This is a genomic window from Morganella sp. Je.2.23 (genome assembly GCF_051129855.1).
GTDB lineage: Bacteria > Pseudomonadota > Gammaproteobacteria > Enterobacterales > Enterobacteriaceae > Morganella > Morganella sibonii.
This window is the reverse complement of the sequence record NZ_JBCPSQ010000001.1, coordinates 1,982,188-2,005,253: the sequence shown is the minus strand read 5'-3', so window position 1 is coordinate 2,005,253 and position 23,066 is coordinate 1,982,188. Positions and strand designations below refer to the sequence as shown.

Here is a 23,066-nt window from a genome sequence, read left to right as displayed (position 1 = left end):
TAATTTCACTAATACTGAAATCCCGGTAATATTCATTCCATCCGGCGTGGATTGAATAATTATCGGGATTTTTTGCATGTTATCGACGTATTTTCAGGGGTTATTACTTGGCGCGGCAATGATATTGCCGCTCGGGCCACAAAATGTATTTGTATTACAACAGGGAAGCAGGAAGCAGTATCATCTGATGAGTGCATTTTTATGCACGCTGAGTGATGTGTTACTGATCACGGCCGGGGTCTTTGGCGGCAGCGCACTGCTGAGCCAGTCTGTGTTACTGATGGCACTGGTCACCTGGGGCGGGGTGGCATTTTTGCTGTGGTATGGCTGGGGAGCGCTGCGGGCAGTCTTTACGGCGGATGCCGGACTGACGATGCAGGAGCAGGTTGTCCGCAGCCGCTGGCGGGTGATTATGACGCTGGTGGCCGTTACCTGGCTGAATCCGCATGTTTATCTGGATACCTTTGTGGTGCTGGGCAGTATCGGCGGACAACTGGGCTCCGATATGCGCATCTGGTTTACCGCAGGGGCAGTATGTGCATCGGTATTGTGGTTCTTCGGCCTGGCGCTGCTGGCGGCCTGGTTTTCGCCGGTGCTGCAAAAACCGGTATCACAGCGGATTATCAACCTGTTTGTCGGCTCGGTGATGTGGTATATCGCGATACAATTAGCTTTAAAAGGATTGAATATTTCTTATTAATCCGAAATATTGTTTCGTCAGAGTGTGCTAGTGTTATTTATTCCGGCATAACGTCCTGTTATGTGACCGGTTTAAAACAGAAGGAGGATATGTGAAACTGAAATCTCTTGCTCTTGCCGCTATGGTTGCCCTGGGGAGTTACACGGCTGCGGCTCAGGCAGCGGAAACCCCCGCAGGCCCGCATATTTCAACCTCCGGCAGCGCTGTGATTCAGGCTGAGCCTGATATGGCGACACTGACTATCAATGTGACCGTAAAGGAAAAAGATGCGTCAGCCGCCAAAGCACAGGCGGACAAACGTGTGGCGCAATATTTTGATTTTCTGAAAGCTCAGGGGATTGAAAAGAAAGACATTAATGCGGCCAATATCAGTACCAGTCCGGATTATGTCTATGATAAAGAGAAAGAAGAATCTGTTATCCGCGGTTATAACGCCTCCCGTTCAGTGACGGTGAAAGTCTATGATCTGGACAAGCTGAACACATTGCTCGACGGCGCACTGAAAAGCGGCCTGAATGATATCAGTGCAGTGGAGTTCGGAGTGAATAATCCGGAGAAATATCGTGCGGAAGTGCGTCAGAAAGCCATTGATGATGCCGTTTCACAGGCGAAAGCCGTGGCAAAAGGCTTTGGTTCTGAGCTGGGTGCCGTGTACAGCATCGGTTATAACGCACCACAGCCGGTTCCGGTGATGGCGCGCGGTAAAATGATGCTGGCTGCCAATGCACCGGCAGCGGTATCTGCGGATGAAACCTATGAACAACAGACTATCGACTTCCGCGATCAGGTGGATGTTGTGTTTGAACTGAAACGTTAATCCGTTTCAGGCGGCGCCTGCCGCAATGTCTGACGCCCGTGTTTCAGCAGGGCGTCAGTCACCTGCCGCATGGTGGCACTTTCCGGTGCAAACCGGTGCCAGTACAGCATCCGGCGCTGAAACAGACCCGGTGTCAGATCCAGCAACTCTCCCCGCTCCAGTTCATCCGCAATCTGCAAATGCGGGATCATACAGCAGGCTGAACTCTGTTTTGCCAGCTGCACAAAGGCTTCCGAGGAATTAAGAACATGGCTCGGCACACTGCCGGGTGCGAGGTCAAAATTGGTCTGCAGGAAGGCCATGTGCATATCATCAAGATAATCAAACGCCACAGCGGGGGCTTTCAGCAGAGCACTGCGGCTGACGCCGTCAGGAAAATAACGGGCGGCAAATTCCGGTGAGGCGACAAAGAGGTAATCCAGCGCGCCAAGCTGATCCGCCAGACATCCCGGCAGCGGACGCGGCTGAATACTGACCGCACCAACCACTTCCCCCCGCCGCAGGCGTTCATGCGTGCGTGATTCATCTTCCACCTGAATATTCAGGCGGATAGCCAGATCAGCCAGAACATGGCGAAGCGCCGGAAGCAGCCAGGTCGCGAGGCTGTCGGCATTGACCGCCAGAGAGATCAGAGGCGGTTCAATATTACCGGCATCATCCCCCAGCCATTCGGCTTCGAGTAATTCCACCTGATGCAGCAGACCGAGCAGCTTCTGGCCTTCTTCGGTCGGCCGCGGCGGCACGGTACGCACCAGCAGCGGCTGTCCGAACAGGTTTTCCAGCTGTTTGATGCGCTGTGAAACGGCAGACTGGGTAATACAGAGTTTCTGTGCAGCCCGCTCAAAACCACGTTCACGGATAACAGCGTCCAGCGCCTGCAGGGCACGATAATCCGGTCGTCTCATGGCGGTTTTCTCCTCTTTATTATCAGTCATTCACAATATGCCACAATTCGCATTCCGGGGGAGAAATAATTGCTATAATTATCACGGGCTATGCCGGTGGCATAGGATGACGATGAAAAGGCAATAACATGACTCAGGATGAATTAAAGAAAGCGGTTGGCTGGTCGGCATTAGAATTCGTGAAGCCGGGCACTATTGTTGGTGTGGGCACCGGGTCCACCGCGTCTCACTTTATTGATGCGCTGGCGACGATGAAAGGCCAGATTGACGGCGCGGTATCCAGCTCAGAGGTATCAACCGCAAAACTGAAAAGCTACGGCATTCCGGTGCTGGACTGCAATGATGTGGACAGCCTGGACGTGTATGTCGACGGCGCGGATGAAATCGACCACCATATGAACATGATCAAAGGTGGTGGTGCGGCACTGACCCGTGAGAAAATCGTGGCGGCTATTGCGAAAAAATTCATTTGTATCGTGGATGAAAGCAAGCGTGTTGATGTGCTGGGTAAATTCCCGCTGCCGGTGGAAGTGATCCCGATGGCGCGTTCTTATGTGGCGCGTGAGCTGGTCAAACTCGGTGGTCAGCCGGAATACCGTCAGAATGTGGTAACGGATAACGGCAACGTGATTCTGGATGTCTACAATCTGGAAATTCTGAACCCGGTTGAGATGGAAAATAAAATTAACGGTATCGCCGGTGTGGTGACCGTAGGTTTATTTGCCAACCGCGGTGCGGATGTGGTGCTGATGGGTACTCAGGATGGCGTAAAAACCATTAAATAAATCAGTAAGCTATCTGTAATATACCGATACAGAATAAGGAACCGGAGACGGTTCCTTTTTTATTTTTTTTTAAATCATAAATTTCGGTGATATATATCACAATTTTGTCTTTGATATGCCCAAAATATCAGCACTCAGTGGCATTTTTTCATTTTCTTCTGCAAACCCGCCTTTTCCCTGTAACTTGTTCTGTGACTTATACAGGGGCGTGTATTGCGGAGACGTTATTTTTTGTTATTTTGATGTGAGGACAGGACATTTCGGGAACTTAACAAAAGGCAGGGTCATGGTAAAAGTATCACTGGAAAAAGATAAAATTAAATTTCTGCTATTGGAAGGCGTACACCAGAGTGCGGCAGACAGTCTGAAAGCAGCGGGTTATTCAAACATTGAATATCATAAAGGCGCATTATCCACGGAAGAATTAAAAGAAGCGATCCGTGATGCGCGTTTTATCGGTATCCGATCCCGTACCCAACTGACAGAAGAGATTTTTGCCTGTGCGGAAAAACTGGTCGCTGTCGGTTGTTTCTGTATCGGGACTAACCAGGTCGATCTCGGCGCGGCGGCAAAACGCGGTATTCCTGTCTTTAACGCACCTTTCTCAAACACCCGTTCCGTGGCTGAGATGGTGCTGGGGCAACTGTTACTGCTGCTGCGCCGTATTCCGGAGGCAAATGCCAAAGCTCATCGTGGTATCTGGGATAAACAGGCGAAAGGCTGCTATGAGGCGCGCGGTAAAAAACTGGGGATTATCGGCTACGGCCATATCGGGACACAGCTGGGTATCCTGGCGGAATCCATCGGTATGGATGTCTATTTTTACGATATCGAAAACAAACTGCCGCTCGGTAATGCCACTCAGGTGCGTCATTTATCTGAGCTGCTGAATATGAGTGATGTGGTCACACTGCATGTGCCGGAAACGGAATCCACCAAAAATATGGTGAGTAAACATGAGTTTGAACTGATGAAACCGGGCGCGATTTTTATTAACGCCTCACGCGGTACGGTTGTGGATATTCCGGCGCTCAGTCAGGCTCTGGCATCAAAACACCTGTCCGGCGCAGCGGTGGATGTGTTCCCGTCTGAACCGGCGGCAAACAATGACCCGGAAGATCCGTTTATTTCTGAGCTGATTGGGTTTGATAATGTCATTCTTACCCCGCATATCGGCGGCTCAACCCAGGAAGCACAGGAAAATATCGGTTTTGAGGTCGGCGGCAAGCTGGCGAAATACTCCGATAATGGTTCGACGCTTTCTGCGGTCAACTTCCCTGAAGTATCACTGCCGGTGCACGGACAGAATGCAAACCGTCTGCTGCATATTCACGAAAACCGCCCGGGTCTGCTGACCAGCATCAACCAGGTCTTTACTGATCGCGGTATCAATATCGCAGCACAGTATCTGCGGACGGCGGGTGATCTGGGTTATGTTGTTATCGATATTGTGGCAAATAATCAGGATGAGGCGGATGATGTTCTGCTGCAACTGAAAGCCCTGCCGGGAACAATAAGAGCACGTCTGTTGTTCTGAGAGCGGTGATTGCTCTGCGGATAACGGGCAAGCGAACGAAAAAGCATGCGCGTCATGGATGACGCGCCTGAGCTTACAGGGATGTATTTAAAGCGGCTTTTCGTTTTGCCCGTTACCGGTAGTTTCACCGGAGTCAATGCGTGCCGGTGTATTTCTATGATAAGTAACAGTCTGTTTATACTGGTTTATTTGTGTTCCGGCCACAGCCAGCGGCGTGATGGTGTGATCACTTCCGGCAGCGGCACATCCCACTCTGCAACGGGTAACTCACTGACCTGCTGACAATCATGCGCCAGTCCCAGCGGGTAAAATCCTTTCTTCTGCCAGTCTGCCAGTGTACGGTCATAAAAACCGCCGCCCATCCCGAGACGCCCGCCTTTTTCATCAAATGCAACCAGCGGAATAAACATGATATCCAGTTCCTGCGGCGGCAATACCTGTGTGACATCCAAAGCCGGTTCTGAAATTGAAAATTTATTTTTAATCAGCGGGGTATCAGGATGATAGGCAAGAAATAACAGATGATGGCGGCTGAACGGGTGAAGAACCGGCAGATATACGTGTTTCCCCTGTGACCACAGCCACTCTGTCAGCGGGCGGGTATCTATCTCGCCGTCAAAAGAGAGAAACAGGGCAATATTATCAGCGCGGTCAATGCCGGGGTGGTGAATGATTTGCTGAACAAGATCTTGTGCGGCTGCCGTCTGCTGCTGCGGGGTCAGGGCACGGCGTTTGTTGCGGATTAACTGACGCAGATGATGCCGTGATTGTAACAGCGGGTCATGAGTCATAGTGAAATCAGCGAAATATCAGGAGATAAATAAGAGAGAGGTCTCCAAGATGCCGTCGCAGGCTGTAACCCTTGAACCCTTGGTTCAAGGTGAACGCGGCGTTGCTTCCATTAGGCTGCCTGAACGAATCAGGTATGCTCACCGGTGACAAATCACCACATTCTGTCTGTATCAATATCGGCTCAGGGGACTGACCCGCAGACAAACATCTCAGAGAATTTTGTGAACTACGTGTAACGTTGTTCTTAAACTCATTGTATGAAATCGGGCTGAGATTGCAACCTAATTTCGAAATTTTTTTTGTCTAGTGACTGATTTCTAAACAATTTTATTCAATAGGTGTTACCTGGCGCTCTGTAATTCGGGTTTGGTCATGCAGCGCCTGCTCGATAGTCTGCTGTAACAGTTTTATCTTTTGTTCCATGTTATAGGCATAATCGCGCGTTTTCAATTTTTCTTGTGTCAGTTCGTGACAGATGTTTAACGCAACGATAAAAACGAGCTGTTCCGCGTTAGTGACCCGGCTGCGCTCTTTCAGGTCCTGTAACCGTTGTTCAAGCTCCGCAGCGGAAGCGAGCAGAGCTTCTTTTTGTTCCGGTGGACAATTAACGCGCATGGAACGCCCGAATATTTGGATATCAACGGGTTGTGCAGACATGAAATCTTCCTTTGGTTCTGCAACAGGATATTATCCTGTGTGACGTGAATTGTGTACGTTATAGCAGCAGGCCGCAGCCCTTATCTGGTACAGCGGCGCCTCTTGATGGTAGCATATCACGAACTGAAACCCGACTGGTGAGCAAAATAATGACCCCGGATAAAACACTGCCCGATTTTAAAACACTTGATGAACTTTTACGTCAGCAAGCCGTTGCCATGACTGCGTCAGAGATGCACGGCCTGATCACGGGTCTGCTCTGCGGCGGTAACACTGATGAGAGCTGGATGGCGCTGATCCACGACCTGACCAACGAAGGTATGGCGTTTTCACAGATTCTGGCACAACCGCTGCGTGCTCTCTTTAATACCACATTTGAGCTGCTTGATGATACCGAATGCCAGTTTAATTTACTGCTGCCGGATGATGACGCGGGTGTGTTTGCCCGGGCTGATGAGCTGGCCGGCTGGGTCAATCACTTCTTATTAGGTCTGGGTGTGGCCGATCCGAAATTTGGTGATCGTAATGAAGTGAAAGAAATTGTCACTGATCTGCGTGAAATCGGCATGCTGGGCTATGATGAAGCGGAAGATACCGAAGCACTGGATGATGCGCTGGAAGAAGTGATCGAGTATGTCCGCGTGGCCGTACAGCTGTGCTATATCTCGCTGGCAAAACCGCGCAGCGCACAAACGGCTGATGCGCCGGCACAGAAACCGACATTACACTGATATATCTGAAGCTGTCCGCGGCAGACAATCTGCTGCACACTGAACCATCAGATTTCTGAATCATCACACGTACAAGGAAAGAGGGTATGAATAAACAAGAATTTATCTCACGCCGTCAGGCATTGCTGGAAAAAATGGCACCTGCCAGCGCGGCGGTTTTCTTTGCGGCACCTCCGGCGCAGCGTAATGCGGACAGCGACTATCCCTACCGTCAGCACAGTGATTTTCTCTATCTGACCGGCTTCAGTGAGCCGGAGGCGGTACTGGTACTGATTAAAAGTGATGAAACTCATAACCACAGTGTATTGTTTAACCGTGTGCGTGATCTGACCGCAGAAATCTGGTTCGGACGCCGTCTCGGCCAGGACGCGGCACCGGAAAAACTGGGAGTGGATCGCGCTCTGCCGTTTGATGAGATTAATGAACAGCTCTGTCAGTTGCTTAACGGCCTCGACACCCTCTATTTCGCACAGGGCGAAATGGCGTATGCCGATACCATCGTCTTTAATGCTCTCGATACACTGCGCCGCGGCAGCCGCCGTAACCTTTCCGCGCCGGCCACGATCATTGACTGGCGGCCGGTTGTTCACGAAATGCGTCTGTTTAAATCCCCGGCGGAGCTGGACATCATGCGCCGTGCCGGAAAAGTCAGTGCGCTGGCACACACCCGTGCGATGGAAAAATGCCGTCCGGGTATGTACGAATATCAGTTACAGGGCGAAATTGAACACGAATTTGTCAGTAACGGCGCGCGTTTCCCGTCCTATAACACGATTGTCGGCAGCGGTGAAAACGGCTGTATCCTGCACTACACCGAAAACGAATGCCGGATGAAAGACGGGGATTTGGTGCTGATCGATGCCGGATGTGAAATTGAAGGCTATGCCGGGGATATTACCCGTACTTTCCCGGTCAACGGCAAATTCAGCAAAGAGCAGCGCGAAATCTATGACCTGGTGCTGGAAACCCTGAACGTTTCTCTGGAACTTTATCGTCCCGGTACGTCGATCGCAGAAGTGACGGATCGTGTGGTGGAAATCATGACGGAAGGGCTGGTGAAACTCGGTTTACTGACCGGGGATGTCCCGCATTTGATCGAAACCAAAGCATACCGCGCCTTTTTCATGCATAGTCTCAGCCACTGGTTGGGACTGGATGTGCATGATGTCGGCCATTACGGCACAGAACGTGACCGCATCCTGGAACCGGGCATGGTGCTGACTATCGAGCCGGGGCTGTATATCGCGCCGGATGCGGATGTGCCGGAAGCGTATCGCGGCATCGGTATCCGTATTGAGGACGATATTGTCATCACAGCTGACGGCAACGAAAACCTGACAGCTTCCGTGGTTAAAACCGCAGATGAAATTGAAGCGCTGATGGCGCAGGCAAAACAGGCTGAATAATTAATGAGTGTGATAATCACCGGAGGCGGAATGACCGGCGCGACACTGGCGCTGGCGCTTTCCCGCCTCAGTCACGGCAGGCTTCCCGTCGCACTGGCGGAAGCCAGATTACCGGATGCCCATCATCCGGGGTTTGATGCGCGGGCGATTGCCCTGGCGTACGGGACTTGTCAGCGGCTTGAGAAAATCGGGCTGTGGTCTGCCCTGAAAGCGTATGCAGCGCCGATTACCCGGGTGCATGTGTCTGATCAGGGGCATACAGGCTGTGTGAATATTACCGCCGGTGATTATGATATTGATGCACTCGGACAGGTTATTGAACTGTATGATGCCGGACAAACGCTGTTTGCCGAACTGGCAAAAGCCGACAATGTCACACTGTATTGTCCGGACAGCGTAAAAAATATTACCCGCATGACGGACTCGGTCAGTGTTCAGCTGGAGAGCGGTACGGTGCTGAACGGACAGGTTCTGATCGCGGCGGACGGCAGTCATTCTGCAGTCGCAGAGCAGTGCGGTATGCAGTGGAATGACACACCGTATGAGCAGGTGGCGGTGATCGCCAATGTCATGACGGAACTGGATCCGCAGGGGCGGGCGTTTGAACGTTTTACCCCGCAGGGGCCGCTGGCGATGCTGCCGATGACAGAAGGGCGCAGTTCGCTGGTCTGGTGTCACCGTGCAGAACATGCGGACACCGTGCGTGAATGGGATGATGAAACTTTCTGCCGCGAATTGCAGAAAGCGTTTGGCTGGCAACTGGGCAAAATTATCACTGCCGGTGCCCGCCACTGTTATCCGCTGACCCTGAGTGCCGCGCACTCTCAGATTTCCCACCGCCTGGCGCTGGTGGGCAATGCCTCTCAGACACTCCATCCTATCGCCGGTCAGGGTTTTAACCTGGGAATGCGTGATGTGATGGCACTGGCGGAGGTTATCAGTCAGGCGTTTTTATCACAGGAAGATATTGGTCAGTATCGTGTGCTGATGCAGTATCAGGCAGCCCGTGAAGCTGACCGGCAGGCGACAATGACCCTGACTGACAGCCTGGTGCGCCTTTTCTCCAATCGTTGCTTCCCGCTGGCCGCCGGACGGAATGCCGGCCTGATGGCAATGGAAATGCTGCCGTTTCTGCGTAACCGGCTGGCAAAACAGACGCTCGGCTGGGTAGCGCAGCCGGTTAATACCGCCACGGAAAGAGGATAAACAATGCAGTCATATGATGTGGTAATTGCCGGTGGCGGCATGGTCGGGCTGGCTCTGGCCTGTGGTCTGCACGGCTGCGGGCTGCGTATTGCGGTGATTGAAAAGCAGGCGCCGGATACCCGTTTTGATCCGCAGGCGCCGTTTGCTGTCCGGGTCTCCGCCATCAACAGCGCCAGTGAGCGCTTACTGGCGCGGCTGGGCGTCTGGCAGGACATTCAGGCAAAACGTGCGGCACCGTACCAGGGTATGGAAGTGTGGGATAACAACAGCTTCGGCCGTATCGCGTTCAGCGCGGCGGAAGCCCATTGTGAACACCTCGGCCATATTATTGAGAATGATGTGATCCGCAACGCGCTCTGGGAGCGGGTTCAGACATTGTCTGATGTGACGCTGCTCACCGGTACGCAAATCCGTCAGGTGGTGTGGGGCGAAAACGATGCCTTTATCACCCTGGAAAATGACGACATGCTCACGACCCGCTTAGTGGCAGGCGCAGACGGTGCAAATTCCTGGCTGCGCCAGCATGCGGATATCCCTGTTTCGTTTTGGGATTATGAGCATCACGCGCTGGTCGCTACCATCCGCACAGAGCTGCCGCATGAGAATGTGGCGCGACAGGTTTTCCACGGTGACGGTATTCTGGCATTTCTGCCGCTGCCGGATGCTCACCACTGCTCGATTGTCTGGTCACTGCCCGGACTGACCGCACAGCACTGCCTGGATCTGGATGAAACCGCGTTTAACCATAAACAGGCGGCGGCGTTTGATCTGCGTCTCGGTCTGTGTGAGGTTGTCAGTGAACGTCGGGCGATCCCGCTGACCGGCCGCTATGCCCGCCAGTTTGCCGCGCCGCGTCTGGCGCTGCTGGGGGATGCGGCTCATACCATTCATCCGCTGGCCGGACAGGGAGTGAACCTCGGCTTTATGGATGTGGCGGAGCTGATTGGTGAAATCCGCCGTCTGACTGCCGAAGGCAAAGATATCGGAAACTATTTCTGGCTGCGCCGTTTTGAACGTCGCCGCAAACAGAGTGCCGCAATGATGCTGGCCGGGATGCAGGGCTTTCGTGAGCTGTTCGACGGCAACAATCCGGTGAAAAAACTGGTCCGTGATGTCGGCCTGGTGCTGGCGGATACACTGCCGGGCGTAAAACCGGCTCTTCTGCGTCATGCCCGCGGGCTCAGTGATATGCCGGACTGGCTGCGTGAACCGACGCCGGCATCAGCTGAAAAAATCTAATTTAAGGCCTTTTTTCACATTAGTTTTATTCATAATGCACTAAAATTTAATTGGTCGATCCGGCCGGTGTTTTAGTGCATTCCCGCCGCTTAATTCAAAACTATCACCTGTTAATCCTTTTTTGCGCCTCAGGGCTCAGAATGGCAGATGAAAAATCTGCATACTGACGGCTCATATTTTTCCGCCCGCGTACACGGTCACAATTTTTTCTTATGGTTCCGTTTGTGATTCGGTGATAACGTCAGGAAAAGGGTATCGTTTGCGTGGTACACGCTGCGCACTATGTCTGACTGAAAGGGGATAGAATGGCACAACACACACCACTGTCCGGTGAGCACGTTGCCTGCGGGGCAAAAATGGTGGATTTTCACGGCTGGATGATGCCGCTGCACTACGGCTCCCAGATCGAAGAGCACCACAATGTCCGCAATGACGCCGGTATGTTCGATGTTTCCCATATGACAATCGTCGACTTTCATGGTCCGCAATGTCAGCAGTTCCTCCGTTATCTTCTCGCCAATGATGTGGCGAAACTCACCGAAAAAGGCAAAGCACTGTACACCGGGATGCTCAACGCGTCCGGCGGTGTGATTGACGATCTTATCGTCTATTACTTTGCGGATGATTTTTACCGGCTGGTGGTGAACTCTGCCACCCGCGAAAAAGATCTGGCGTGGATTGACGAACATCGCAAAAACTTTGCTGCTGAGATGACAGTCCGCGATGATTTGGCGATGATTGCGGTTCAGGGTCCGCATGCCAAAGAAAAAGTCGCGACACTGCTGAGTGAAGAGCAAAAGGCGGCTGTTGCCGGAATGAAACCGTTTTACGGCGTGCAGAGCGGCGATTACTTCATTGCCACGACCGGCTACACCGGCGAGGAAGGCTATGAAATCGCACTGCCCGCAGAGCAGGCCGCGGACCTGTGGAAAAAATTGCTGGCTGCCGGTGTGAAACCGGCCGGATTAGGGGCGCGGGATACCTTACGCCTTGAAGCAGGCATGAATCTTTACAGCCAGGAGATGGACGAAACCGTTAATCCGCTGGCGGCAAATATGGGCTGGACCATTGCCTGGCAGCCGGAAGACCGGAATTTTATCGGGCGCGAGGCGCTGGAAAAATTCCGCCGCGAAGGTACTGAAAAACAGGTCGGTCTGGTAATGCGTGAAAAAGGCGTGCTGCGTGCAGGCATGGAAGTCCGCTTTACCGATGAGCTGGGCAAACAGCAGACCGGCGTTATCACCAGCGGTACATTCTCCCCGTCACTGGGATTCAGTATCGCGCTTGCCCGTGTTCCGCAGGGGATCGGTAATACCGCTATTGTACAGGTACGCAACCGTGAAGTGCCTGTTGAGGTCGTGAAACCGGGATTTGTCCGTAACGGCAAAGCACTGGTCTGATTAACCGTTTTTTATTGTTAAATTTTGAGAAACCCGATAACAGGAGCCGTTGGCGATGAGTAATATACCTGAGAATCTGAAATACACAGAAGATCACGAGTGGGTTCGCCATGAGAGTGGTGATGAGTATGTGGCAGGGATCACCGATTACGCGCAGGAACTGCTGGGCGATGTGGTATTTGTTGAATTACCGGAAGTCGGTGATGAAATCACATTTGGTGAAGCATTCGGTACTGTTGAGTCGGTAAAAGCGGCATCAGATCTGTATGCGCCGGTCACCGGCACCGTTATCGCCGTGAATGAGGCGCTGGAAGACAGCCCGGAACTGGTAAACAGCGAGCCGTATGAAGGCGGCTGGATGATCCGCATTAAAATCACGGACCCGGATGAGTTTGCCGGTCTGATGGACGCAGCCAAATACGCAGAACTGCAGGCTGAAGAAGAAGACTGACGGATTAACGGAACCCTGTTTGTAAGCAAACAGGGTTTTTTTTCGGGTTTTTATTGAATCAGATAATGTCAGGAACCGGAGAACGATGACTCAAACGTTAACTCAGCTTGAAAACCGCGGTGAATTTATCCGCCGTCATATCGGCGCATCCCCTGAACAGCAGCTGCATATGCTGAAAACAGTCGGTGCGGCGTCACTCGAAGATCTCACCCGTCATATTGTCCCTGACGATATTCAGCTGGATATCCCGCCTGCGGTCGGCGAAGGGGCAACCGAACAGGATGCGCTGGCAGAACTGAAAACCATTGCCGGTCTGAATCAGCAGTTTACCTCTTATATCGGCCAGGGCTATGCACCGACGATTCTGCCGCCGGTAATTTTACGCAATCTGCTGGAAAATCCGGGCTGGTATACCGCGTACACACCGTATCAGCCGGAAATCTCCCAGGGCCGTCTGGAAGCGCTGCTGAATTTCCAGCAGGTGACTATCGATCTGACCGGTCTGGAACTGGCATCCGCCTCGCTGCTGGATGAAGCGACCGCGGCGGCGGAAGCCATGGCGATGGCAAAACGTGTCAGTAAAAAGAAAAATGCCAACCGCTTTTTTATTGCGGATGATGTGCATCCGCAAACCTTGGATGTGATCCGCACCCGCGCTGAATACTTCGGTTTTGAACTGACCATTGACAGTGCGGAAAAAGCCCTTGATTACGATGATGTGTTTGGTGTGCTGTTGCAGCAGACCGGCACCGGCGGGCAGATCCATGATTACCGTGACTTACTGGCACAGTTACATCAGCGTCAGGTGATCACCAGTGTGGCAGCCGATATTATGGCACTGGTACTGCTGGAAGCGCCGGGCAAACAGGGCGCGGATATTGTCTTCGGCTCAGCCCAGCGTTTTGGTGTGCCGATGGGTTACGGCGGCCCGCATGCCGCTTTCTTTGCCTGCCGCGATGCTTACAAACGCGCCATGCCGGGACGTCTTATCGGGGTATCCATTGATGCCGCCGGTAACCGCGCACTGCGCCTGGCACTGCAAACCCGCGAACAGCATATCCGCCGTGAAAAAGCGAACTCCAATATCTGTACCTCTCAGGTTCTGCTGGCGAATATCGCCGGGATGTATGCGGTCTACCACGGCCCGGAAGGTCTGAAACGGATTGCCGGGCGCATTCACCGCCTGACGGATATCCTGGCGAAAGCCCTGACAGATGCGGGTCTGCGTCTGCGCAATACCACCTGGTTTGATACCCTGACCATTGAGGTGCAGGATAAAGCTGCTGTTCTGGCCCGCGCCAAAGCCGCGCGCATCAACCTGCGTACCGATCTGCCGGGTGCCGTTGCAGTGACCCTGAGTGAAACCACGCAGCGTGAATGTCTGGAGAATCTGTACGCGGTACTGACCGGGCAGGAAGCACAGTGGGATATCGATGCACTGGATGCACAGGTTGCCGCATCCTCTGAATCTATTCCTGCCGCGCTGCGTCGTGAAGGGGAAATTCTGAAGCATCCGAACTTCCGCAGCTATCACAGTGAAACGGATATGATGCGCTACCTGCACAGTCTGGCCCGCAAAGACCTGGCGCTGGATCAGGCGATGATCCCGCTCGGCTCCTGCACCATGAAACTGAATGCGGCCGCAGAGATGATCCCTATCACCTGGCCGGAATTCGGTAATATGCACCCGTTCTGTCCGCCGGAGCAGGCGCAGGGCTATCATGTGATGATAGAACAGCTTTCCCGCTGGCTGGTACTGCTGACCGGTTATGACGCCATGTGTATGCAGCCGAACTCCGGCGCACAGGGGGAATATGCCGGGCTGGTGACTATCCGTCGCTATCAGGAAAGCAAAGGTGAAGGGCATCGCACTATCTGTCTGATCCCGCAGTCTGCACACGGCACTAACCCGGCCTCAGCCAATATGGCGGGGATGGAAGTCGTGGTGGTGGCCTGTGATGAAGACGGTAACATTGACCTGGCGGATTTACGGGCGAAAGCAGAACAGCACAGCGAAAACCTGTCCTGTGTGATGATCACCTATCCGTCCACCCACGGGGTGTATGAAGAAGGTGTGCGCGAAGTCTGCGATATTATTCATGAATTCGGCGGTCAGGTGTATCTGGACGGCGCAAATATGAACGCACAGGTCGGCGTGACCACACCGGGCTTTATCGGTGCGGATGTTTCCCACCTTAACCTGCATAAAACCTTCAGTATTCCGCACGGCGGCGGCGGACCGGGTATGGGGCCGATTGGTGTGAAAAAACACCTGGCACCGTTTGTACCGGGGCACACCATTGTCACTTCTGATTTGCTGACCTCTCAGGGCGCGGTATCCGCGGCGCCGTTCGGCAGCGCTTCTATTCTGCCGATCAGCTGGATGTATATCCGCATGATGGGGGCTCAGGGGCTGCGTCAGGCCAGTCAGGTGGCGATCCTCAATGCCAACTATATCGCGGCACGGCTGAAGTCCGCTTACGATGTGCTTTATACCGGCCGTAACGGCTATGTGGCGCATGAATGTATTCTGGATATTCGTCCGCTGAAAGCGAAGTTTGGTATCACCGAGATGGATATTGCCAAGCGCCTGATTGACTATGGCTTCCATGCACCGACGATGTCGTTCCCGGTCGGCGGCACACTGATGGTGGAACCGACAGAATCCGAAAGTCAGACGGAACTGGATCGCTTTATTGATGCCATGCTGGGTATTCGTGCGGAAATGGAGCGGGTAGGCAGCGGTGAATGGACAGCGGAAGATAACCCGCTGGTGAATGCCCCGCATATCCAGACTGAACTGGCCGCAGAGTGGTCACATCCGTACAGCCGTGAAGTAGCAGTATTCCCGACGCAGGCCACCCGTGATAACAAATACTGGCCGACGGTTAAACGGCTGGATGATGTTTACGGTGATCGTCATCTTCAGTGCTCCTGTGCACCGATGAGTGATTACGAGTAACCGGTAAATAGTAAACGATAAAGAAAAGGCCGGTTGTGGTAACACAACCGGCCTTTTTTATCAGCGCAGCCAGCCTTTCTGCTTCGCGGTATCCAGTTCGGCACGCAGCCATGCCCAGAATGCCGGATGCACATCCGCGATAAATTTCGTGCGGTCAATCACCTGTTCCAGTGAAATGTTATTTTCCACCCAGCTCTGACCGTTGTTGTGCAGATTCATCAGTACCGGCATTACGCGGTCGATCATATTGGCGATACGGGCTTCGCGGGTTTCTGCTGCATCATACTCATCCCACAGCGCCTGAAACTCACCGGCCTGCGGTTGCGGCAGCAGACCGAAAATCCGTTTTGCGGCAGCGACTTCTTTTTCTGCGACCGCTTCACGGGCGGCGAGATCAAAGACCAGCACATCACCGGCGTCAATTTCCACCACATCATGCAGCAGTGCCATTTTCAGGATGCGCAGCATATCCGCATCCTCAACATACGGCGCAAACGCCATTGCGGTTACAGCAAAATGCCAGCTGTGTTCAGCGGAGTTTTCCTGACGTTCATTGTTCAGCAGGCGGGTTTTGCGGTAAACGCTTTTGAGCTTATCCAGCTCCATAACAAAGGTAATTAACTGAGAAAAAGGAATGACTTTCTGTGCAGCAACAGCTGATGACATAACAACCTCAATACAGACTCATACAGAATACCCCGGACGCAGAGACAGGGAGTCGCTGCGCCGGGTGGTGACGGGAAATCAGGCTTCTTCAGTAAAGGAGTACGGCAGCGGGAAGAGACTCAGGCGGCTTTCTTCATCTTCACGGATACGGAAGACAGCCTCTTCCTCCGTATCATTATTCATCACAATCTGCACCAGAACACGTTCATCACTCAGGCGGACAGCGGCCAGGATAGTCCCGGTACGGCGCCAGTTTTCACCTAACTGACGTTCGGCATCATCACCGGCGACCGGCACATGGCGGCTGTGGCCGATAAGTGTGAACATAGCGCGTTTGTTGGCACCGCGGAATTTGGCGCGGGCCACCATTTCCTGCCCGGTATAACAGCCTTTCTTAAAGCAGATACCCCGCGGCAGGGATTGCAGGTTTGTTGCCTGCGGCAGAAATTCATTCACTGTCGCCGTATCAATAACGGCGTAACCGGCTTCGATATCCAGTGCGGTCCACTGAGTATCAGCAGCGGACGGCAGGGACAGGGCGTCAGCTAAGGCATTTGCCTGCTCTGCGGAGTGGATCAGAATAAAACGCCCCTGCGGCAGCGGCAGATACAGCAGTGTGGTGTCATTGCTGCTGACAACCTGACTGTCAGCATCCGGTATAGCGCTGAAGTGCGGCTGTAAGGCGTCTGCTGCGCCGTGGCCGGCAATTCCGGTCAGTACAGCGCTATCATCAGCGGCAATCGTAATTTTGGAGAAAACGGCATATTTTTTCAGTTCCGCAAGCTGGGTATCCAGCGCACTGCGGCTGATAAGGTAGGCGTAGCCGTCCTTATAATGAAACAGACGCAGGTCACTCCACATTTTTCCTTTGGCATCGCAATGTGCACACAGCACATGCTGATCATCAGCCAGGGCGTCGATATCGGCGGTAACCTGACCCTGAAGGTATTTCTGACTGTCCGGCCCTGTGATAGTAACCAGCGCCAGATCACTGAGGGCAACGCGTGTTAAAGGCAGAGAATCACTCAGTTGCGGGAGTAATGCGGTTGTTTCTGTGTTCATGATGTTTTACCTGTCCGGAGAGCTGTGCAATGTATGGTAAAAGAGATAACAGACATTGCAAGAGAATATTATTGACCCTTTGTGTGATGCGCTGCGTGCGGAGTGATAATGAAATCCGCTGCTGCGGATAACCGGAATTTTTCCGCCTGTGCCGCATTTTTCTCCGGCATGTGCGGCAGACGATTTTCTTTATTGTCAGGGCTTGGTAGGCTACGCTGATATCATCAGTGATGTTTACCGGTCTGATAAACCGCTTCTCAATAAAAAGGATATACCGGTGTTAGATATTGAAAATAAAGCCCGCATCCACTGGGCCTGCCGTCGCGGCATGCGGGAACTGGATATTGCGATTATGCCGTTTTTTCAGCATGAATATGACACGCTGACCGATGGTCAGAAACAGGATTTTATTCAGCTGCTGACCTGCCCGGACCCGGATCTGTTTAACTGGCTGATGAATAAAGGCCGCCCGGATGATGAGGCGCTGTATCAGATTATCCGGCTGATTCAGGAACGTAATCAGGCACGGATGGCGGCACAGAATTCGGCGTATTATCCGGACTGACCGCCGGGGAACGTAATAACCGGTCACAGTTATTCCATAGGAAACCGGGGCGGAATACCGTATATTTTCCGGCTGACGGGCCCGGGAAAACCGGGTTTTCAGCCGGACAGCGGATGCTGTCATTGTGTCAGGATACAGGGGGCAGGCCGTGGTTTTATGGAAATCAGTATTACGTGTCTCATTTAAGACTCAGGTCTTTTCAACGCTGATTTACGGTGTGCTGGTGCTGAGCGTATTATTTGCGCCCTGGCCCGGCAAAACGTCATTTATCTGGCTGCCGCTGACACTGCTGCTGATAGCGGGCTGGGGACGGACACAGTATAAAATCAGTAAACGTGCCGGTCCTGCCAGTCTGCAAAACCATAACCGGATTTTGTGGCGTAAAAGTGAATGGGAGATCACCAAACCGCCGTATATCACACGGCTTGGTATCCGTCTGCATCTGCGCTCACTGACATCCGGGCGGCAGAAATACCTGTGGATAGCCTCTGACAGTGTCCCGGCCGAGGCATGGAGCAGCCTTAATCAGCTGCTTTTGCAGTACCCGGATATTTAGCTTCCGCGTGAAGAGTTAATACTATAGTCCATCAGTGGGGTAATATACTTGGTTGGCTGCGTTTTTTACTTTTTCGCTTAATGTTATAAACCATGATGATGTCCATTTTGCCCATTGCTTATGTTGCAGAAAGGTTTTCCAGTCAAGTTCATAAATCGCTTTAATCTCATAACTGTCAGAAAATTTAACGATTAGCAGATAGTCAAAAATTTTATTTGTTTCAACTGTTGAATCCGGAGATGGCAACCCATAAAAGACACTGGTTCTGTTACCTGTGAGAGATTTAATGGCGTACCGGTTACCGTTATCTCCGATAGCATCAATATTCTTTGTATTAGCAGGTGCATCCTGCAAATTTTCGAGATGAGCTGTTTTTGTATAATAATCAATAGCAGCACGTTCACCTAAATCACCGACAATATTTTTCGTCCGGATTATATGTCGTTTTTTTAGTTCTGAAATCAAATTACCGTATAACCGGAATAACGAAGAATCATCTAACTGATTTAAATCAATAGATATTTCCTGTTTTTTATTATCAGCGCTTTCTTCTGATATGTTATTCACAGCAGCTCCTGTACTTCCTCAAGCACCTGCATGCACCATGTGGCGATGCGCTCTTCGCTCTCGTCATACTGATTGACATCATCAAGTGCCAGCCCGACAAAGTGTTTGCCGTCCGGCGTCAGGGCTTTCGGGCTGGTGAAGGTATAACCGTCCACCGGCCAGTAACCGGCAAATTTCACCCCGGATGATTGCAGCTGCTGATGCAGATAACCCAAAGCGTCCAGGAACCAGTCACTATAATCCACCTGGTCACCCATGCCGTACATGGCAACAATTTTTCCCGATAAATTCAGCTGCGGCAACTGATCCCACACCGCCAGCCAGTCTTCCTGGATTTCACCGAAATCCCAGGTCGGAATACCGAGGATCAGCACCGGGTAGCTTTCCATCAGTTGCAGATCTGTCTCTTTCACATCATGGAGTTCAACGAGATCATCACCTAAAATATCACGGATTTTTTCAGCTGCCATTTCGGTATAGCAGGTGCTGGAACCATAAAAAAGACCAATTTTCATCTGTTTATTCTGCTGTGTATCAGGTAAAAAATGAAAGCACGCTGCGTCTGTCCGCTGCTTTCATCACAGGATTACGGTATTGTAACAGAAGATAAGTTAATTCTGACACGGGAATTCAAACGGGAGGTCAGCGGTGAAGGACGCCGTACAACACAGCGAAAGTGATGCACTGACAGAGCAGTTTCTTGATACTATCTGGCTGGAACAGAATTTATCGGAAAACACCCTGGCATCCTACCGCCTGGATTTGCAGGCACTGGCGGACTGGCTGGCACCGCAGGATTTGGACTGGTTATCACTGACCACCCTTGATTTGCAGGCTTTTCTGGCAGACAGACTGGATCGCGGTTACAAAGCCACCAGTTCGGCGCGGATGCTCAGTTCGCTGCGCCGGTTTTTCCAGTATTGCTACCGCGAAAAACTGCGGACGGATGACCCGACCATTCAGCTGTCGGCACCCAAACTGCCCGCCCGGCTGCCGAAAGATTTAAGTGAAAGCCAGGTGGATGACCTGCTGGCGGCACCGGATGTTACCGATGCTCTCGAACTGCGCGATAAAGCCATGCTGGAGGTACTCTACGCCTGTGGTCTTCGCGTGACGGAACTGGTATCACTGTCTCTGCCGGATGTCAGTCTGCGTCAGGGGGTGATCCGCGTGATCGGTAAAGGCAATAAAGAGCGCCTGGTGCCGATGGGGGAAGAAGCTGTCTACTGGCTGGAGGTCTATCTGGCACAGGCCAGACCGGCGCTGCTGAACGGACAGGCCGCAGATGTGCTGTTTCCGAGTAAGCTCGGGCGGCAGATGACGCGGCAGACATTCTGGCACCGTATCAAACACTATGCGGTGGTGGCAGGGATTGCGACAGAAAAACTTTCACCGCACGTGCTGCGCCATGCCTTTGCCACCCATCTGCTCAATCACGGGGCGGATCTGCGGGTGGTGCAGATGCTGCTGGGGCACAGTGATTTATCCACCACGCAAATTTATACCCATGTCGCGACGGAGCGGTTACGCTCGCTGCATCAGCAGCACCATCCGCGCGGCTGATAAGGAAAGAGTATGCTGAAAATTGTATCATCCGCACTGGCAGCTCTGCTGGTGTTCTGTCACGGCGCGGTTGCCGGGGAAAACGAAATCAAAGCAGCGCTGGGCAAAATGGACATGACCGCCACCATGATCCGTCCGTCACCGGTACCCGGTGTCTCATCGGTTGCCACTGCACAGGGTGTTTTTTATATCAGCGATGACGGCCGTTATCTGCTGCAGGGGCCGATGTTTGATATGAGCGGTAAAAGCCCGAAAAATATCACCAATAATGTGCTGCTGGAGGAACTGAACAGTCTTGAAAATGAGATGATCATTTATAAATCTCAGCGCGAAAATCATGTTATTACGGTCTTTACGGATATCACCTGTCCGTACTGCCTCAAACTGCATAATGAAAATAAAGCCTTAAACGATAAGGGAATTACCGTCCGTTACCTGGCGTTTCCGCGTAAAGGGCCGGAATCAGCGGTCGGGCGGGAGATGCAGTCTGTCTGGTGTAACGGGTTTAAAACCAAAGCGCTGGACGGTGCGTTCCGTAATGAGCCGATCCCGCAGATAGACAGCTGTAATATTGATATCAGTAAACACTATAATCTCGGCCTGAAATTCGGCATCACCGGCACTCCGGCGATAGTCCTGGAAGACGGAACACTGATTGCCGGTTACTTATCTGCGGATAAAATTGCTGAATTAGTAAATAAATAATTAATAGTATAATCAGGTTGTTATGATAAAAACAGAACTCCGCCGCCGCGAAGCAGCGGATTACACCGCACTGCTTGCCCCTGACCGCTCTGAGCTGTTATGCCGTCTGTATGCCGCCAGAGGGATTACCTCCGCAGAGCAACTGGAACGCGGTGCCCGCGGACTGCTTAATTACGGTCAGCTCAGTGGTATCGATCAGGCCGTCGCATTACTGAAAGAGGCACTTCATCAGAATCAGCGGATTGTGATTGTCGGCGATTTTGATGCTGACGGCGCGACCAGTACAGCACTGTCTGTCCGCGCACTGCACCGGATGGGTTTCCGGCAGGTGGATTTTCTCGTCCCCAACCGTTTTGAGGACGGCTACGGGCTCAGCGCTCAGGTGACAGAGCAGGCCCGCCGCAAAGGGGCGGAGCTGATTATGACAGTGGATAACGGCATCTCCTCTCATGACGGTGTCGCCGCTGCGCATGCCGCCGGAATCCGCGTGATTGTGACTGACCACCATCTTCCGGGGGAAATCCTCCCGCCGGCGGAAGCGATTATTAACCCGAATCTGGCGGATTGTGGTTTTCTCTCCAAATCCCTGGCGGGGGTCGGTGTGACCTTTTACCTGATGTCTGCGCTGCGGGCATCGTTGCGGGCGGACGGCTGGTTTACACAGCAGAATATCGCCGAGCCGAATCTGGCGGAACTGCTGGATCTGGTGGCGCTCGGCACCGTGGCGGACGTAGTGCCGCTTGATCAGAATAACCGGATTCTGGTGCATCAGGGACTGAACCGCATCCGGGCGGGACGCTGCTGTGCCGGGATCACCGCACTGCTGGAAATCTCCAAACGGCAGGCATCCGCACTGGTCGCGAGTGATTTGGGTTTTGCTCTCGGGCCGCGTCTTAATGCAGCGGGCAGGCTGGATGATATGTCAGTCGGCGTCGAACTGCTGCTGACCGATGATATGGCGAAAGCGCGTATGCTGGCGCATGAACTGGACGGCCTGAATCAGACCCGGCGCGAGATAGAGCAGGGGATGCAGCAGGAAGCGCTGACGCTGTTCAGTAAGATTGAGCACAGCACCACAGAAATGCCGTCGGGTATTGCACTGTATCATCCGGAATGGCATCAGGGCGTGGTCGGTATTCTTGCTTCACGTATCAAAGAGCGCTATCACCGCCCGGTAATTGCGTTTGCTCCCTGTGGTGACGGCCTGCTGAAAGGCTCGGGACGCTCAGTGAGCGGTCTGCATCTGCGGGACGTGCTCGAACGGCTCGATACCCTCAATCCGGGAATGATGGCCGCATTCGGCGGTCATGCAATGGCTGCCGGGCTTTCTCTGCCGGAATCCTGTTTTCCTGATTTTCAGCATAAATTTGCCGCGCTGGTGGATGATATGATCGACCCCGGTCTGCTGCACGGGGTCATCTGGAGTGACGGGGTGCTGCCGCCGCAGGATATGACACTGGAAACCGCCGGGCTTCTGCGCGAAGGCGGGCCGTGGGGACAGGGTTTCCCGGAGCCGTTGTTTGACGGTACATTCCGTCTGCTGCAACAGCGCATCGTCGGTGAAAAACACCTGAAAGTGATGATCGAACCGGAAGGCGGCGGTCCGCTGCTTGATGGTATCGCTTTTAACGTTGATGTAAATTACTGGCCGGACAACAGTGTGCAGCGGGTTCGTCTCGCCTACAAACTGGATGTGAATGAGTTCCGCGGGCAGCGCAGTGTGCAGTTACTGATAGAACATATCTGGCCGGATTAATTTTAGTCCGAAAGGGGGTTGCAGTGCTGTCATGATGA

Annotated in this window: 23 protein-coding genes and 1 other RNA gene; 16 read left to right on the top strand and 8 right to left on the bottom strand. The window is 52.8% G+C overall.

Features of this window, described 5'->3' with window-relative positions; genetic code table 11:
- The first annotated feature begins 76 nt into the window (after nt 1-76).
- Both argO and AAZR23_RS10045 read left to right on the top strand, forming a co-directional pair.
- Nucleotides 77-700: an arginine exporter ArgO gene (argO, locus tag AAZR23_RS10050; protein WP_046894477.1), complete on the top strand. Its 624-nt coding sequence runs from the start codon at nt 77-79 to the stop codon at nt 698-700.
- 91 nt (nt 701-791) lie between these two features.
- Nucleotides 792-1,517, top strand: a complete 726-nt coding sequence (locus AAZR23_RS10045) for an oxidative stress defense protein (RefSeq protein ID WP_434692222.1) — start codon at nt 792-794, stop codon at nt 1,515-1,517.
- Here the strand turns inward: AAZR23_RS10045 and AAZR23_RS10040 are convergent.
- The gene (locus AAZR23_RS10040) at nt 1,514-2,422 is read right to left on the bottom strand and encodes a LysR family transcriptional regulator ArgP (protein WP_052926940.1); all 909 of its coding nucleotides are present in this window, start codon (nt 2,420-2,422) and stop codon (nt 1,514-1,516) included. The two genes, AAZR23_RS10045 and AAZR23_RS10040, sit on opposite strands and share 4 nt — an antisense overlap.
- A 128-nt stretch (nt 2,423-2,550) precedes the next feature.
- Here AAZR23_RS10040 and rpiA point away from each other — a divergent pair, with 128 nt between their 5' ends.
- Nucleotides 2,551-3,207, top strand: coding sequence for a ribose-5-phosphate isomerase RpiA (gene rpiA, locus AAZR23_RS10035; RefSeq protein WP_046894475.1), 657 nt, complete (start codon nt 2,551-2,553; stop codon nt 3,205-3,207).
- A 286-nt stretch (nt 3,208-3,493) separates the two neighbouring features.
- The gene (gene serA / locus AAZR23_RS10030; RefSeq protein ID WP_166708327.1) at nt 3,494-4,744 is read left to right on the top strand and encodes a phosphoglycerate dehydrogenase; all 1,251 of its coding nucleotides are present in this window, start codon (nt 3,494-3,496) and stop codon (nt 4,742-4,744) included.
- A gap of 185 nt (nt 4,745-4,929) precedes the next feature.
- Here serA and AAZR23_RS10025 read toward each other — a convergent pair whose 3' ends face one another.
- The 3 genes from AAZR23_RS10025 to zapA form a co-directional block, all read right to left on the bottom strand.
- Nucleotides 4,930-5,535 (bottom strand): 5-formyltetrahydrofolate cyclo-ligase, encoded by a 606-nt coding sequence (locus tag AAZR23_RS10025; RefSeq protein ID WP_434692218.1) that lies wholly within the window; start codon nt 5,533-5,535, stop codon nt 4,930-4,932.
- Between the two features lie 37 nt (nt 5,536-5,572).
- Nucleotides 5,573-5,755: non-coding RNA, 6S RNA (gene ssrS, locus AAZR23_RS10020), on the bottom strand.
- A 108-nt stretch (nt 5,756-5,863) separates the two neighbouring features.
- Complete coding sequence (gene zapA / locus AAZR23_RS10015) at nt 5,864-6,193, bottom strand: cell division protein ZapA (protein ID WP_046894472.1); 330 nt, start codon at nt 6,191-6,193, stop codon at nt 5,864-5,866.
- A gap of 149 nt (nt 6,194-6,342) precedes the next feature.
- Here zapA and AAZR23_RS10010 point away from each other — a divergent pair, with 149 nt between their 5' ends.
- The 7 genes from AAZR23_RS10010 to gcvP all read left to right on the top strand — a co-directional run bounded on the left by AAZR23_RS10010 (nt 6,343) and on the right by gcvP (nt 15,588).
- Nucleotides 6,343-6,924, top strand: a complete 582-nt coding sequence (locus tag AAZR23_RS10010) for a YecA family protein (protein WP_434692441.1) — start codon at nt 6,343-6,345, stop codon at nt 6,922-6,924.
- An 86-nt stretch (nt 6,925-7,010) separates the two neighbouring features.
- Entirely contained in the window at nt 7,011-8,330 is a 1,320-nt protein-coding gene (gene pepP, locus AAZR23_RS10005; RefSeq protein WP_166708325.1) for a Xaa-Pro aminopeptidase, read from the top strand.
- 3 nt (nt 8,331-8,333) lie between these two features.
- Nucleotides 8,334-9,536, top strand: a complete 1,203-nt coding sequence (ubiH, locus tag AAZR23_RS10000) for a 2-octaprenyl-6-methoxyphenyl hydroxylase (RefSeq protein ID WP_434692215.1) — start codon at nt 8,334-8,336, stop codon at nt 9,534-9,536.
- A gap of 3 nt (nt 9,537-9,539) precedes the next feature.
- A complete protein-coding gene (ubiI, locus tag AAZR23_RS09995) occupies nt 9,540-10,775 on the top strand; it encodes an FAD-dependent 2-octaprenylphenol hydroxylase (RefSeq protein ID WP_434692212.1) in 1,236 nt (411 codons plus the stop codon).
- Nucleotides 10,776-11,080: 305 nt separating this feature from the next.
- Nucleotides 11,081-12,175 carry a glycine cleavage system aminomethyltransferase GcvT gene (gene gcvT / locus AAZR23_RS09990; RefSeq protein ID WP_054425106.1) on the top strand — a complete coding sequence of 365 codons (1,095 nt, stop codon included), beginning with the start codon at nt 11,081-11,083 and terminating at the stop codon, nt 12,173-12,175.
- 55 nt (nt 12,176-12,230) lie between these two features.
- A complete protein-coding gene (gcvH, locus tag AAZR23_RS09985; protein WP_004238339.1) occupies nt 12,231-12,626 on the top strand; it encodes a glycine cleavage system protein GcvH in 396 nt (131 codons plus the stop codon).
- 85 nt (nt 12,627-12,711) lie between these two features.
- On the top strand, nt 12,712-15,588 hold the full coding sequence (gene gcvP, locus AAZR23_RS09980) for an aminomethyl-transferring glycine dehydrogenase (protein WP_434692208.1): 2,877 nt from the start codon (nt 12,712-12,714) through the stop codon (nt 15,586-15,588).
- Nucleotides 15,589-15,648: 60 nt separating this feature from the next.
- On the opposite strand, the gene AAZR23_RS09975 is transcribed toward gcvP, so the two are convergent.
- Both AAZR23_RS09975 and ygfZ read right to left on the bottom strand, forming a co-directional pair.
- Nucleotides 15,649-16,254: an HD domain-containing protein gene (locus tag AAZR23_RS09975; protein ID WP_112549938.1), complete on the bottom strand. Its 606-nt coding sequence runs from the start codon at nt 16,252-16,254 to the stop codon at nt 15,649-15,651.
- Nucleotides 16,255-16,332: 78 nt separating this feature from the next.
- On the bottom strand, nt 16,333-17,316 hold the full coding sequence (ygfZ, locus tag AAZR23_RS09970; RefSeq protein WP_434692206.1) for a tRNA-modifying protein YgfZ: 984 nt from the start codon (nt 17,314-17,316) through the stop codon (nt 16,333-16,335).
- 277 nt (nt 17,317-17,593) lie between these two features.
- Here ygfZ and sdhE point away from each other — a divergent pair, with 277 nt between their 5' ends.
- The gene (sdhE, locus tag AAZR23_RS09965) at nt 17,594-17,881 is read left to right on the top strand and encodes an FAD assembly factor SdhE (protein ID WP_072056892.1); all 288 of its coding nucleotides are present in this window, start codon (nt 17,594-17,596) and stop codon (nt 17,879-17,881) included.
- Between the two features lie 148 nt (nt 17,882-18,029).
- On the top strand, nt 18,030-18,437 hold the full coding sequence (locus tag AAZR23_RS09960; protein WP_046894463.1) for a protein YgfX: 408 nt from the start codon (nt 18,030-18,032) through the stop codon (nt 18,435-18,437).
- A 21-nt stretch (nt 18,438-18,458) separates the two neighbouring features.
- Here the strand turns inward: AAZR23_RS09960 and AAZR23_RS09955 are convergent, their stop codons facing one another.
- Together AAZR23_RS09955 and fldB are read right to left on the bottom strand one after the other, a co-directional pair.
- A complete protein-coding gene (locus AAZR23_RS09955; RefSeq protein ID WP_434692202.1) occupies nt 18,459-19,004 on the bottom strand; it encodes a DUF6998 domain-containing protein in 546 nt (181 codons plus the stop codon).
- Nucleotides 19,001-19,519, bottom strand: a complete 519-nt coding sequence (gene fldB, locus AAZR23_RS09950) for a flavodoxin FldB (protein WP_107678965.1) — start codon at nt 19,517-19,519, stop codon at nt 19,001-19,003. The genes AAZR23_RS09955 and fldB overlap by 4 nt, the downstream gene beginning before the upstream one ends.
- A gap of 133 nt (nt 19,520-19,652) precedes the next feature.
- Here fldB and xerD point away from each other — a divergent pair, with 133 nt between their 5' ends.
- The 3 genes from xerD to recJ are packed head-to-tail and all read left to right on the top strand — an operon-like array spanning nt 19,653 to nt 23,028.
- Nucleotides 19,653-20,567: a site-specific tyrosine recombinase XerD gene (gene xerD / locus AAZR23_RS09945; protein ID WP_046894461.1), complete on the top strand. Its 915-nt coding sequence runs from the start codon at nt 19,653-19,655 to the stop codon at nt 20,565-20,567.
- 12 nt (nt 20,568-20,579) lie between these two features.
- Complete coding sequence (gene dsbC / locus AAZR23_RS09940; RefSeq protein ID WP_434692199.1) at nt 20,580-21,272, top strand: bifunctional protein-disulfide isomerase/oxidoreductase DsbC; 693 nt, start codon at nt 20,580-20,582, stop codon at nt 21,270-21,272.
- Nucleotides 21,273-21,294: 22 nt separating this feature from the next.
- Entirely contained in the window at nt 21,295-23,028 is a 1,734-nt protein-coding gene (gene recJ / locus AAZR23_RS09935; protein ID WP_166708316.1) for a single-stranded-DNA-specific exonuclease RecJ, read from the top strand.
- Nucleotides 23,029-23,066: the final 38 nt, after the last annotated feature.